Consider the following 13,264-nt stretch of genomic DNA (forward strand, 5'->3'; position numbering starts at 1 on the left):
TCTGTTCGGCTGTGCTTCGCGTCAACTGGAGACGAAATCTCACCCGTGTTCTTTGTGGGGTTTCTACAAAAAGCGGCCGATGTTTCGGCTACTCGTCAGTTGGAAGGAGTGCTGTGTGTGTCGGAACTCGCTGATGCGTCCTCCTGACGCCCCACCACGAGGGCGACCTGGAGAGTGAACGCGTCCTCGGGAGCGGCAGGCGTGAGGCCGGTGACCTCCGCGACCTGGCGCAGGCGGTACCGGACCGTGTTGGGGTGCACGAACAAGGCGCGGGCTGAACCCTCCGTCGAACCCCCGGACTCGAACCAGGCGACCAGGGTCTCGACGAGCTCCTTGCGGGCGGTGAGGGGGCGCCACACCTGCTCGACCAGGTGCGTTCGCGCGGCCTCGTCCCCGACCAGGACTCGCTCGGCCAGCAGGTCGTCGGCGTGCACCGGGCGGGTCACGGCGGTCTTGCCGGCTGCGGCGCGGTGCCCCTGAGCGGCTGCGTGCGCCGAGGCGTGGGCGCGGGCGAGGCCAGGAGCCAGTGGTCCCGCCACGACGGGGCCGTCGGCGAACAGGTGTGCGACGGTGGCCGCCGCTGCGACGGGGTCGCTGACGCGGCCCAGGACGATCACCAACTGGGTCCCTTGGGTGCCGCAGAGCGCGTCCATGCCGGCGGCCCGGGCGGTCCGTCGGACCTCGGTGAAGACGTCGTTGTCGGAACGGTGCGGTGCCGTGCGGGGCGCGCTGCCCACGACCACCGTGACGCCGTCGGGGGAACGCCAGCCCAAGGCGGAGGCGCGGGAGAGCAACGACTCGTCGGTCTCGGCGCGCAGCACGGCGTCCACGACCAGGGCCTCGAGACGGGCGTCCCAAGCACCGCGCGACTCCGCGGCGCGGGCATAGACCTCGGCGGTGGCGAACGCGACCTCACGGCCGTAACGCAGCACCGCGTTGTTGACCGCCGGGACATGCTCGGCCGGGACGAGGGCGTCGACGTCGGACTCGACGACGTCGATGCTGAGCCGGATCAGGTCGACGGTCTGCTGCAGCGTGATCACGCCGGTCAGCTCACGCGGTGCCGCGCCGAAGACCGCACTGGCCAGGGTGTGACCGCTCGGGGCGCTGCCGGTGGTGGTGTCGGTGACGAGCCAGTCGACGAAGTTCTTGATGCCGGCGTGGACGATCAGACCCACCCACGAACGGTCCTCGGCACTCAGCTGGGTGAACCAGGGCAGGTCCGTCTCCATGCGCGAGGTCGCGGTGGTGCTGAGGTGGCCGGTGGCGCGGGCCAGGGCGCGGGCCACCGGGACCTGACGCTCGTCGAGGGCGTCGTCGAACGGGAGAGGGTCGTCGGTCACCGTTCGAGATTAGTCGTCCGGTCTCGGAGGCCTCGTCAGCGGGCGCGTCGGGTCCAGGCCGAGAAGCCGGTGCCGTTCCACGGACTCTCGTCGTAGTGGCCGTGGCGGTCGGTCACGAACCAGTGGAAGCGGGCACGGTTGCCGCCCACCCGCATGCAGGAGCGCGGTACGACGACGCGGACGGTCCGGGAACCTTTCAGCGCGATGCGCAGGCCGCGACAGGTGATCCGACGTTCGGTGCTGCCGTCGGAGAAGAGGACGGCGGTCGACAGTGTTCCCCTGACCTGGTTGCCGCTGCGTCGCACCCGCACGAGATAGCCGGGGGAGGAGGCGTTGACGTCGATGCCCACCACGACCTCGCGCAGGGAGGCGAGCTTCAGGGTGCGGAATCGGAGGCGCACCTCGATCGCGGTGCGCCCGTTCTTCAGCACGGCCCGGGCGACATCGACGTGCGAGGTGCCGGGTTCGCGGACCTGATCGGTGACCCGCACGTTGTGGGCGGAACCAGCCTGGGCAGGAGCAGCCACCCCGAGCAGTGCCACGGCAAGGCCCAGCACCGCTGCTGCGCTGACCGGGCGTGAGCAGCGGGATCGGATGGCACCTCCGAGTCGCCCCACTCCTTCACCGTAGGGAGCATCCCCAGCTCTGTGCAGACCGTGGGGGTCTCGTCATCCGCACGGAATGGTCACGGCGAACGGTGGTGTCCGGAATGCGGCGAGGCCCGCCGTGCCGGAGCACGACGGGCCTCGCTGCGAGGTGGACGCCTCGACGTCGAGACGACCCGATCAGGCGTCGCCGCCCTCCTGGGCGACACCGCTGACCGCGGTGGCGTCACCGAGCTTGTAGCGGTTCTTGGCCTCGATCACCTTGTCGACACTGATCTCGCCGGCGTCAGCCAGGGCCAGGAGGGCCTGGACGACGACGGACTCAGCGTCGACGTTGAACTGGCGACGTGCAGCCGGGCGGGTGTCGGCGAAACCGAAACCGTCCGTGCCCAGGACGCGGTAGTCGGCCGGGACCCACTTCGCGATCTGGAGCGGCACTGCGCGCTGGAAGTCCGAGACCGCCACGACCGGACCCTCGACACCGTTGAACGCCTGGGTGACGTACGGCAAGCGCGGGGCCTGCTCGGGGTTGAGGAGGTTGAACTCCTCCGCAGCGATCGCGTCACGAGCGAGCTCGTTCCAGGACGTGGCCGACCACAGGTCAGCCTGGACGCCCCACTCTTCGCGGAGCATCTCGGCGGCCTTCTCGACCCACGGGAAACCGACACCGGAACCGACGAGCTGGACGCGCGGTCCGGTGCCCTCGGCCACGGACACCTTGTGGATGCCCTTGAGGATGCCGTTGACGTCGACGCCTGCGGGCTCGGCCGGCTGCGAGACCGGCTCGTTGTAGACCGTCAGGTAGTAGATGACGTTCTCCTGGTCGGCGCCGTACATGCGCTCCAGGCCGTTCTGCATGATGTGCGCGACCTCGTAGGCGAACGCGGGGTCGTAGTGCACGACGGCCGGGTTGGTGGCCGCGATCAGCGGGGAGTGGCCGTCAGCATGCTGCAGGCCCTCACCGGTGAGCGTCGTACGACCGGCGGTGGCACCCACCAGGAAGCCGCGACCGAGCTGGTCGGCCATGGCCCAGATGGAGTCACCGGTGCGCTGGAAACCGAACATCGAGTAGAAGATGTAGAACGGGATCATGTGCTCGCCGTGGGTGGCGTACGCGGTGCCCGCAGCGGTGGCCGACGCGAGAGCGCCGGCCTCGGAGATGCCCTCGTGGAGCATCTGACCGGCCGAGGACTCCTTGTAGGCCAGGAGCAGCTTGCGGTCGACGGCCTCGTACTGCTGGCCACCGGGGTTGTAGACCTTTGCCGACGGGAACATCGCGTCCATGCCGAAGGTGCGGTACTCGTCGGGAGCGATCGGGACGATGCGCTTGCCGATCTCGGAGTCACGCATCCACTCCTTGAGCAGACGCACGACCGCCATGGTGGTGGCGATCTTGTTCTTGCCCGAACCGCGCTTGAGGTCCTTGTAGGCGTCGTCGCCGGGCAGGACGAGGTTCTTGGAACGGTTCACACGACGGGGGATCGAACCGCCGAGCTGGGCCCGACGCTCCATCATGTACGTGATCTCGGGGGAGTCCGCGCCGGGGTGGAAGAACGGCGGGGCGCCGGTCTCGGCGTAGGAACGCTCGAGGTCGGTGTCGGAGATCGGGAGCTGCAGACGGTCGCGGAACTTCTTGATGTCCTCGGGCGTCAGCTTCTTCATCTGGTGCGTGGCGTTCTTGCCCTCGAGGGCGTCGATCGTCCAGCCCTTGACGGTCTTGGCCAGGATGACGGTCGGCTGACCGACGTGCTTGGTCGCGGCCTCGAACGCGGCGTACACCTTGCGGTAGTCGTGACCGCCGCGGGGCAGCTTCTCGATCTGCTTGTCGCTCATGTGCTCGACCATCTTGCGCAGGCGCGGGTCACCCGAGAAGAAGTGCTCACGGGTGTAGGCGCCGTCCTCGACCGAGTAGGTCTGGAAGTCGCCGTCCGGGGTCGAGTTCATCTTGTTGACCAGGACGCCGTCGACGTCGCGGGCGAGGAGCTCGTCCCACTCGCGACCCCAGACGACCTTGATCACGTTCCAGCCGGCGCCGCGGAAGTTGGACTCCAGCTCCTGCATGATCTTGCCGTTGCCGGTGACGGGGCCGTCGAGCTGCTGCAGGTTGCAGTTGATGACCCAGGTGAGGTTGTCGAGCTCTTCGCGGGCTGCGACACGGATCGCGCCCAGCGACTCGGGCTCGGCCATCTCGCCGTCGCCCAGGAAGGCCCAGACACGCTGCTGGGAGGTGTCCTTGATGCCACGGTTGTGCAGGTAGCGGTTGAAGCGGGCCTGGTAGATGGAGTTGATGCCCGTCAGGCCCATCGAGACAGTGGGGAACTCCCAGAACTCGGGCATGAGGCGCGGGTGCGGGTACGAGGAGAGACCCTCGCCGGCACCGTGCTGCGCCTCCTGACGGAAGCGGTCCATCTGGACCTCGGAGAGACGACCCTCGAGGAACGCGCGGGCGTAGATGCCCGGGGACGCGTGGCCCTGGAAGTAGATCTGGTCGCCGCCGCCGGGGTGGTCCTTGCCGCGGAAGAAGTGGTTGAAGCCGACCTCGTAGAGGCTGGCGGAGGACTGGTAGGTGGCGATGTGGCCGCCGACCTCCAGGCCCTTGCGGTTCGCCCGCGAGACCATGACGGCGGCGTTCCAGCGGATGAACGCACGGATGCGTCGCTCCACCTGCTCGTCGCCGGGGAACCACGGCTCGCGCTCCGGGGGAATGGTGTTGATGTAGTCGGTCGAGCGGAGGGCCGGAACCCCCACCGCCTTCTCACGGGCACGCTCCAGGAGGCGAAGCATCACGTAGCGTGCGCGGTCCCGTCCTCGGCCTTCGAGCAGTGCGTCGAAGCTACCGAGCCACTCCAGCGTTTCCTCGGGATCGATGTCCGGGAGCTGGGTCGGGAGGCCCTCGTGGATGACCGAAGGAATGTGTGGACGTTCGGGTTGCGTCTGGTCAGTCACTGTCACATTGTCCCACGAGAGAGACCGGGACCACACTCGGAGGGGTTGAAAAATTGCTACTCCCGAGTTGCTGGGCTTGCGATAGCGTCCCCTCTGCGCTGGACTACACACAACCTGCCTGATCGGCAGGTCCGAGCAGTACCCATGCAGACACCCATGCAAATGAAGCAGCAGTGCAGGACGAGGAGAGTGCGTTGAACGCGACTGTGGGCGGCGAGTCCACCCAGAGCCAGGCAACCGGATTGGCCGCAAAGTTGGGGTTCCGCCCCGGCCAGGTGGTCCAGGAGCTCGGATGGGACCAGGACACCGACGACGACCTCCGCATTGCGATCGAGGACTCCATCGACGCCGACATGGTGGACGGTGACCACGGCAACGTGGTCGAGGCCGTCGTGCTGTGGTGGCGCAACGAGGACGGAGACCTCGTCGACGGGTTGGTGGACGCCAAGGCCGATCTGGTCGGTGGTGGCGTGATCTGGCTGCTCACCCCCAAGGTGGGACGCCCCAACCATGTCGACCCTGCAGACATCGCCGAGGCGGCTCCCATTGCCGGCCTGGCACAGACCACCGCAGCAGCTGTCAGCAAGGACTGGCAGGCGACGCGACTGGTCACCCCGAAGACGCCTGCTTGACAGCAGTCGTCGCGCCGCGAGCGCCGGAGTCCGCCGCCCTGGGGAGGGAGGGCGGTCGACGGGGCCATCACCCCTAGGACTACGCAGTGAGCCGTGCAACCGACATTTCGACGACCCTGAAGGTCCTCCGCTCCGCGCGAGTGGTCCGCCCGATCAACCCTGTTGCACTGGGCAGGATCGTGCGGACGGTGAGGACCTGGGGGACGGGACCTGCAGGCGGATTCGCCCAGCAGGTGCACACCCGTCCCGATGCAGCCGCGATCGTGGACGAGCTGGGCGAGGTCACCTTCGCCCAGCTCCAGTCCCGCACCAATGCCCTGGCCCACGCCCTCGCCGAGCGGGGCGTGAAGGAACGCGACCAGGTCGCTGTCATGGTCCGCAACCACCGCGGCTTCGTCGAGGCGAGCATCGCGGTGGCCAAGTTGGGTGCCGACCTACTCTACCTCAACACCGCCTTCGCGGCCCCTCAGCTGATCGACGTCGTGGCGCGGGAGAAGCCCGTCCTGGTCATCCACGACCAGGAGTTCACCTCGATGCTGGCCGAGGCGTCCGTCGAGCGCCGCGTCGTGGCGTGGGTCGATGACGCCACGACCGTGGGGGAGCACCTCGAGCAGTTGATCGCTGGTGGTCCCACCGCTGACCTGACACCGCCGCAGCATCATGCGCGCACGATCATCCTCACCTCCGGCACGACCGGCACACCCAAGGGAGCTCCTCGCAAGGAGGCCGGGATCAACAACGGCGTCTCCCTGATGAGTCGACTCCCGCTGCGCTCGGAATGGCGCACCCACGTCGCCGCACCGCTGTTCCACACCTGGGGACTGGCGCACATGTACATGGCGATGCTGCTGGGATCGACCCTCGTGCTGCGTCGCAGGTTCGACCCTGAGGAAGCTCTGCGCTCCCTGCAGGACGACCGCTGTGAGTCGTTCATCGTCATCCCGGTGATGCTGCAGCGGATCCTCGCGCTGCCCGCCGACGTTCGGGCGAAGTACGACACCGCTCGCCTCGAGGTGGTCGCGGCGTCGGGTTCGTCCCTGCCCGGCGACCTCGCCGTGGAATGGATGGACGCCTTCGGTGACAACCTCTACAACATCTACGGCTCCACCGAGGTGGCCTACGCCTCGATCGCGACGCCGGAGGACCTGCGCGCCGCACCGGAGTCGGCCGGACGACCTCCGTTCGCCACCACGGTCAAGATCCTCGACGACCACCGTCGTGAAGTTCCCGACGGGGAGAGCGGGCTGATCTTCGTCGGGAACAAGATGCTCTTCGACGGCTACACCGGAGGCGGCAACAAGGAGCTCGCCGACGGGCTGATGGCCACCGGCGATGTCGGGCGGTTCGACGCCGCGGGGCGTCTGTACGTCGAGGGTCGCGACGACGAGATGATCGTCAGCGGCGGGGAGAACGTGTTCCCGCGTGAGGTCGAGGACTGTCTGACCAGGCACGACGCGGTGGTCGAGGCTGCCGCGGTGGGCGTCGACGACCCCGACTACGGGCGTCGTCTGCGGGCTTTCGTGGTGCTCGTCGACGACGTCGCCGTGGCCGACGAACGGATCCTCAAGGACTGGGTCCGCACCAACCTGGCCCGGTACAAGGTCCCTCGCGAGATCGTCTTCCTCGACGAGTTGCCCCGCAACGCGACCGGCAAGGTCCTCAAGCGAGTCCTGGCGGCCCAACCCTGAGGATCGGGGCGCCCTCGGGCCGGGGGCCCACCGCGCTTGTCGGTCGTGTGGTGCTCGGTGCGAGGATGAGCCCATCATGAGTGGACTGATCTGTGGCGGACCGGCACCCGACTTCACCCTGCGCGACCAGTTCGGGCAGGACGTGAGCCTCGCGGACTTCCGAGGACGCAAGGCCGTGGCCGTGTTGTTCTTCCCGTTCGCCTTCTCCGGTGTGTGCACCGGCGAGATGGCCGGGGTCCGGGACCGTCTGGCGGAGTTCATGACCTTCGAGACCGAGGTTCTGGCAATCTCCTGCGACCCGGTGTACTCGTTGCGTGCCTTCTCCGACGGCGACGGCCTCAACTTCCCGCTGCTCAGCGACTTCTGGCCGCACGGTGAGGTGAGCCGCGCCTACGAGGTGTTCGACGAGGCCAAGGGCATGCCGCGACGTTCCTCCTACGTCATCGACAAGGAGGGACTGATTCGCTGGTCGGTCCACAACGCGATGCCTCAAGGACGCGACCTGGACGAGCACCTGCGCCAGTTGGACGCTGCCCTCACGCCCCTGCACGCGTGAGTTCAGGGCACTTCGGCAAGGTCGAGAAGATTTCAATGAAATTTTCGTGTGATTCCCGGACAAGCCTTCCGAAGGGCTCCTAGAATCATCCGTGTTGAGCCGCTGGCGACCCGAGACGCCGGCGGCTCAACGCTTTGTGGGGGTACTGATGCCCGCGATGACGCTCTGTCCGCGGTCTGACAGATTTCCGATGCGCCGACTCGCTGTCGCACCATTCCTGCGTGGGAACTCTTGTGTGCGACTTCGACGGAACTCTGTGCTTCGACGGCCACACCGTCGCTGACGACGTGGTGGCGGCGCTGGTCTCCGTGGCCGCCCGTCACGACGTGGTGATCGCCTCGGCCCGACCGCCCCGCGACCTGCTCCCGGTTCTCCCGGAGCAACTGCGTGACATCGACCTCGTCGGTGGCAACGGCGCCCTGTGGCGTCGCGCCGGCGTCGTCGACTGCCTGCACTTTCCCGAGGAGACCCGGGCAGCGCTGCAGGACGTCATCGCACGCCGTGGCACCCCCGTCCTCGTCGACGGCTCCTGGGACTTCGCCTACACCGGTGACGGCACCCACCTCGTCTACAGCCGGGTCAACCGGGTCGACGCCCAGCAGGTCGACATGGATGACCTCGAGGCGTGGTCGAAGGTGCTCTTCTTCGCCGACGACGACGCACTGGTCGCCGAACTCTCCGCGCTCGACGTCGTGGTCAACGTCCACCGCTCCGAGGGCACCCTCGACGTGTCGCCCGGCTCCGTCGACAAGGCGACCGGTCTGCTGCGTCTCTGGGAGGGGCCGCGCGACTTCGTGGCGATGGGCAACGACGCCAACGACCAGAGCCTCTTCGAGGTGGCGAACTGGTCGTGGTGCGTCGGTGACCACGAGGCAGGGGAGTGGGCCTCGGACCGCGTCAGCCCGGCCGACGTCGCTGCCACCGTGCTGCGGGCAGGCGAGCTCCTCGACGCCGACCTCGACGTGACCGCCCTCTTCGGCGACGACGACTTCGAGGTCGTGACCACGTCCGCCCAGTTCTGAGGCGCGCCTCCGGGGAACGGGAGAGGTCCAATCCTGCGGTCCCGATCTGCGCTCGGACGCAGCCTCACGTAGGCTCCTCCCGATGCGTCGGTAGCTCAGCGGTAGAGCTCTCGGTTTACACCCGAGCGGTCGGGGGTTCGAATCCCTCCCGACGCACCAGCGCCCCCAGCGGGTGACGACGGGCCGTCGTGGGAGACCACGGCGGCCCGTTCGTGGTTCTGGCGCACGGACACGGCGATGAGAGGCGTCTCATCGAGGACTCACCGATCGCTCACCGCGCTGGGCGAGGCTCGTCCTCAACGAACGGCGCTCAGTGTGGGTGCCGCTGCAGACGAGGAGTTCCCCCATGACCCGCACCTTGTACACCGGTCTCACCCTGTCCGTTGCCGGCCTGCTGGCAGTCGGCGCACTCGCTGTCCAGGCCAGTGCCTCGGCCGACGAGGCCGCGCTGCGCGACGAGGACACCCCGGAGGTGTCGCTGGTGGTCGACATGGACGACGACGACACCAACGACGTGACGAACGACGTGACCAACGACGTCACGAACGACGTGACCAACGACGTGACCAACGACGTCACGAACGACGTGACGAACGACGTGACGAACGACGTGACGAACGACGTGACCAACGACGTGACGAACGACGTGACCAACGACGTCACGAACGACGTGACGAACGACGTGACGAACGACGTGACGAACGACGTGACCAACGACCAGACCACCCGCGCATGACCGCCTCCGCCGCCGAGCCCCGTCGTCGTCCTGACCTGGACGTCGGTGACCGCATCACGCCCGACCTGACCGCAGTGCGGTTGCTCGGCGGCGGGTCCGCATTCGAGGCCTGGCTCGCCTTCGACGAACTCACCCACCTGCCGGTGGTGGTGAAGGTGCTGCGCCCCGATCTGCGCAGCAACGCAGTCGCACGTGAGGCCCTGGCGCGCGAGGTCCGGGCGCTGGCCGAGATCAACCATCCCGTCGTCGTGCGCGGCCTGCGACACGACCTCGAGGGAGAACGTCCCCACGTCGTCCTGGAGAACATCGACGGCCCGCGGCTCTCCACGCTGGTGCGCCGCTACGGACCCCTGCAGCCGCAGCAGTACCTGACGCTCGGCATCGACCTCGCAGCCGCCCTGCACTACCTGGGGCGCACCGGCTGGGTCCACCTGGACGTGAAGCCGTCCAACATCATCATGGGCGCCCCTGCCCGTCTGATCGACCTGTCGGTGGCCCGTCGGGCCACCGACGCCGCAGCCCTCACCACCCCGGTGGGCACCGACCCGTGGATGGCACCCGAACAGTGCGCTCCACGGGAATGGGCCGTGCCCGGAGCAGCCAGTGACGTGTGGGCGCTCGGGGCGACGCTGCACACCGCGATCAGCGGGACGCGTCCGTTTCCCGACGCCTCGCCCGAGAACAGGTTCCCGCAGCTGGCACTGGCCCCGACGCGCCTGGACGCCCGGGTCCCCGCGCCGGTGCGTGAGGTCGTGGAGGCCTGCCTCGCGCTGCGCTGCGAGGACCGCCCGCAGGCGGCCGAGATCGCGGACGCCCTCGAACCGGTGCTCGCGGCCCAGCCGGTCGGCCAGCTGACCTACCGAGTGCGTTGAGCCGGACGCCAGGGGCGGGCCGGGACGTCAGCGCTCGAAGCGATAGCCCATGCCACGCACGGTGCTGATCGCCCCGGCGCCGAACTTCTTGCGCAGGTAGCCGACGTAGACGTCGACGACGTTGGAACCGGGGTCGAAGTCGATGCCCCAGACGTGGTCGAGCAGTTGTTCGCGCGAGAGCACGTGACCGGCGTTGCGCATGAAGATCTCCGCGAGCACGAACTCCCGCGAGGAGAGATCGACCTCGGTGTCACCGATCCGGGCCCGCCGGGTGCGCAGGTCCAGACGCACCCCCGCCGCTTCGAGGGTGTCGGCCACCGGGCCGGAGGCGCCGTCGTTGCCGGGAGCCTGGCGCAGCCGCACCTTCACCCGTGCCAGCAGTTCGGCGAACCGGAACGGTTTGGCCATGTAGTCGTCGGCTCCACCCTCCAGCGCGGCGACGGTGTCGGTGACGGAGTCGCGGGCGGTCAGCACGATCACCGGCAGCCGGCTGCCCTGGCCGCGCAAGGCGTCGAGCACCTCGAAGCCGTCCATGCCCGGCAGGCCCACGTCGAGCACCATCAGGTCGTGGGCGCCCGACAGGGCCTCGTCGAGCCCGGAGGGGCCGTCCTCGCGCACGGTGACCACGTACCCCTGGGCGGTGAGGCCCTTGGAGACGAACGACGCGATCCGCGCCTCGTCCTCGACGATCAGGATGTTGGCCACGAGTGCTCCTGGGGTGCTGCGGCGGGAAGGTGGTGGACGGGGAGGTCGAGGGTGACGGTGGCGCCGCCGCCGGGAGTGTCCTCCAGCCGCACCGTACCCCCGTGGGCGTCGGCGATCGCAGCGACGATCGAGAGACCCAGACCGAAGCCCTCGTCGCCGGGACGGGTGGCCGAACGGCCGAAGCGTTGCAGCACCAGTTCGCGGTGCTCGGGAGCGATGCCGTCGCCGGTGTCGGCGACCCACACGCTGACCGTGCCGTTCGCGTGATCGTCACAGCCCAGCGTGATGACGTCCCCGTCCCCGGTGTGCTTGATCGCGTTGTCGACGAGCTGCAGCAGCGCCTGGGTGATGCGCTGGGCGTCGACCTCGGCCTGCACCGCCGGGAGGGGGGCCAGACGCCAGTCGCGGGGGGCCAGAGGGCGCGCCTTGGTGAGCACCGAGGCCACCAGATCGTCGAGGTCAGTGGGGGTAGGGGTGACGAAGTCCGGACGTCGGCTCTTGGTCAGCAGGATCAGGTCGTCGACGAGACGGCTCATCCGGTCGACCTCGTCGAGCAGCAGGTCACGGGTCGCCGCGACCTCGTCCGCGTCGTCGGGATCGAGGAGCTCGAGGTGGCCCGAGAGCACGGTCAACGGAGTGCGGAGCTCGTGCCCGGCGTCGTCGAGGAAACGTCGCTGACCCTCGAAGGAGGTCTCCAGGCGGTCCAGCATTGCGTTGACCGTGCGTGCGAGGTCGGTGAGGTCGTCGTTCCCGGTCTCGGGGACGCGGCTCGACAGGTCGCTGCCGCTGACCTCACGGGCCGCGGAGGCCAGACGACGCAGCGGCATCAGCAGCCTGCGGCTCTGCCACGCTGCGATGCCGGTGATCAGGAGCAGCGCCAGCAACGAGACCACGGTGTAGGTGCGCATCAACGAGATCAGGGCATCGCGTTGCTCGTCGAGGAACGAGACCACCACCAGTGCGGTCGTCGCTTCCGCCGCGCTCGTGGTGGAGACCGGCTGCACGGTGACCAGCGCGGGCCCGGCAGCAGTGTCGACCTCCGCCGACCCGCCGACGCCGGCGAGACCGGAGACCGCGTCGACGAAGGCGTCCTCGCGCACCACGCGACGGTGCTTGGAGGCGGTCACCAGCGGCACCGTCACGCCGTCCCAGAGGGCCAGCATCTCGCCCGGGCCCGGGACGCTGCGGCCCATGAACGTCGAGACCAGGTCGGTGGCGTCGGCGAACGCTTCACCGGTCTCGGGGTCGGTGCCGGAGGCCGCGAAGGAACGCAGTTCGGAGATCTGCTGGGAGGCGTCGTCGACGGTCGCTGCATGGCGGCGGTTGCTCTCCAGAGTCCAGATGACGACACCGGCCGCCAGCAGCGCCAGGGCGGTGAGCACCGCCATCGACGTCGTCAGGCGGGTTCGCACCGAAGGCGAACGCACGGCCTTGACCAGACGCGCCTGACGGGAGCGGGACGCGGCGAGGGACCGTGCCTGGCCCGGGCTCGACAGGTCGTCGCCGGGCAGGTCGTCAGGGACGGCTGGGAGTTCGGTGGTGTCGTTCACGCGCCGGACCTCGGCCGCACGTCCCTGTCGTCCTCGTCGTCCCGGTCGTCGTCCTCACGGTCGTCGTCCCGGTCGTCGTCCCGGTCGTCGTCCCGGTCGTCGTCCTCGTCGTCGTCGGAGTCGTCGTCAGGGTCGACGGTGCCGGGCCACACCTCGTCCGGGTCGTCGTCGTCATCCTCGTCGTCGTCCGGGTCAGGGGCGTACGACGGCCCGGGCACGGGGGCAGTGGGGACGGGGGCAGTGGGGACGGGAGCGGACGGCGTGGTGCCTGGGCTGGGCAGGGGGGAGGCAGTGGCGTCGGGGTCCACGAGATCGGGGTCCGGGGTGGCCGCGGCGTCACGCAGGACGATCGGGGAACGATCGACGGGAGCTGGTTCGGTGGCGAGCAGTGAGCCGACCACGTACCCGCCCAGCGGCAGCACCAACGCCAGTCCCAGGGCAAGACGAGCGAACAACCCCACAGTGACTCCTGACCACGTGCTTCGGCGCTGACCGCGCTGACCTCGAGTGACTCCGTACGACACCTGTCCACCATCCTCCACCACGGTGGAGCGGTGATGAGGCATGGATGAGAGCACTCTCATGAGGACGCGTCGGGGCTCGGTAGGC

12 protein-coding genes and 1 tRNA gene are annotated in these 13,264 nt (G+C 68.8%); 7 read left to right on the plus strand and 6 right to left on the minus strand.

Annotation, left to right across the window (positions count from 1 at the left end):
• Positions 1 to 95 precede the first annotated feature (95 nt).
• From EOV43_RS05720 to aceE, 3 genes are all read right to left on the minus strand, one after another.
• Entirely contained in the window at positions 96 to 1,343 is a 1,248-nt protein-coding gene (locus tag EOV43_RS05720; RefSeq protein WP_239022245.1) for a PucR family transcriptional regulator, read from the minus strand.
• 35 nt (positions 1,344 to 1,378) lie between these two features.
• Positions 1,379 to 1,960, minus strand: a complete 582-nt coding sequence (locus EOV43_RS05725; protein WP_128220077.1) for a hypothetical protein — start codon at positions 1,958 to 1,960, stop codon at positions 1,379 to 1,381.
• Between the two features lie 168 nt (positions 1,961 to 2,128).
• Positions 2,129 to 4,900: a pyruvate dehydrogenase (acetyl-transferring), homodimeric type gene (aceE, locus tag EOV43_RS05730; protein WP_378528375.1), complete on the minus strand. Its 2,772-nt coding sequence runs from the start codon at positions 4,898 to 4,900 to the stop codon at positions 2,129 to 2,131.
• Between the two features lie 188 nt (positions 4,901 to 5,088).
• Between aceE and EOV43_RS05735 the strand changes: the two genes are divergently transcribed.
• The 7 genes from EOV43_RS05735 (at position 5,089) to EOV43_RS05765 (ending at position 10,400) form a co-directional block, all read left to right on the plus strand.
• Positions 5,089 to 5,526, plus strand: coding sequence for a DUF3052 domain-containing protein (locus tag EOV43_RS05735; protein ID WP_128220079.1), 438 nt, complete (start codon positions 5,089 to 5,091; stop codon positions 5,524 to 5,526).
• An 86-nt stretch (positions 5,527 to 5,612) separates the two neighbouring features.
• Positions 5,613 to 7,214, plus strand: a complete 1,602-nt coding sequence (locus tag EOV43_RS05740; RefSeq protein WP_128220080.1) for an AMP-binding protein — start codon at positions 5,613 to 5,615, stop codon at positions 7,212 to 7,214.
• A 76-nt stretch (positions 7,215 to 7,290) separates the two neighbouring features.
• Positions 7,291 to 7,770 (plus strand): peroxiredoxin, encoded by a 480-nt coding sequence (locus EOV43_RS05745; protein WP_128220081.1) that lies wholly within the window; start codon positions 7,291 to 7,293, stop codon positions 7,768 to 7,770.
• Positions 7,771 to 7,991: 221 nt separating this feature from the next.
• Positions 7,992 to 8,792, plus strand: a complete 801-nt coding sequence (locus EOV43_RS05750; RefSeq protein WP_164878796.1) for an HAD hydrolase family protein — start codon at positions 7,992 to 7,994, stop codon at positions 8,790 to 8,792.
• Positions 8,793 to 8,876: 84 nt separating this feature from the next.
• A tRNA-Val gene (locus tag EOV43_RS05755) sits at positions 8,877 to 8,951 on the plus strand.
• Between the two features lie 187 nt (positions 8,952 to 9,138).
• On the plus strand, positions 9,139 to 9,528 hold the full coding sequence (locus EOV43_RS15360) for a hypothetical protein (protein WP_164878795.1): 390 nt from the start codon (positions 9,139 to 9,141) through the stop codon (positions 9,526 to 9,528).
• Positions 9,525 to 10,400, plus strand: coding sequence for a serine/threonine-protein kinase (locus EOV43_RS05765; RefSeq protein ID WP_128220083.1), 876 nt, complete (start codon positions 9,525 to 9,527; stop codon positions 10,398 to 10,400). The genes EOV43_RS15360 and EOV43_RS05765 overlap by 4 nt, the downstream gene beginning before the upstream one ends.
• A 27-nt stretch (positions 10,401 to 10,427) precedes the next feature.
• On the opposite strand, the gene EOV43_RS05770 is transcribed toward EOV43_RS05765, so the two are convergent.
• From EOV43_RS05770 to EOV43_RS15365, 3 genes are read right to left on the minus strand one after another with little or no spacing between them, the layout of a single operon-like run.
• Positions 10,428 to 11,105, minus strand: coding sequence for a response regulator transcription factor (locus EOV43_RS05770; protein ID WP_128220084.1), 678 nt, complete (start codon positions 11,103 to 11,105; stop codon positions 10,428 to 10,430).
• Complete coding sequence (locus tag EOV43_RS05775; protein ID WP_128220085.1) at positions 11,090 to 12,655, minus strand: sensor histidine kinase; 1,566 nt, start codon at positions 12,653 to 12,655, stop codon at positions 11,090 to 11,092. Before EOV43_RS05775 ends, EOV43_RS05770 begins: the two co-directional genes overlap by 16 nt.
• Positions 12,652 to 13,116, minus strand: coding sequence for a hypothetical protein (locus tag EOV43_RS15365; protein WP_164878794.1), 465 nt, complete (start codon positions 13,114 to 13,116; stop codon positions 12,652 to 12,654). The genes EOV43_RS05775 and EOV43_RS15365 overlap by 4 nt, the downstream gene beginning before the upstream one ends.
• Positions 13,117 to 13,264: the final 148 nt, after the last annotated feature.

Source organism: Nocardioides yefusunii, from assembly GCF_004014875.1.
GTDB classification, from domain to species: Bacteria; Actinomycetota; Actinomycetes; order Propionibacteriales; family Nocardioidaceae; genus Nocardioides; species Nocardioides yefusunii.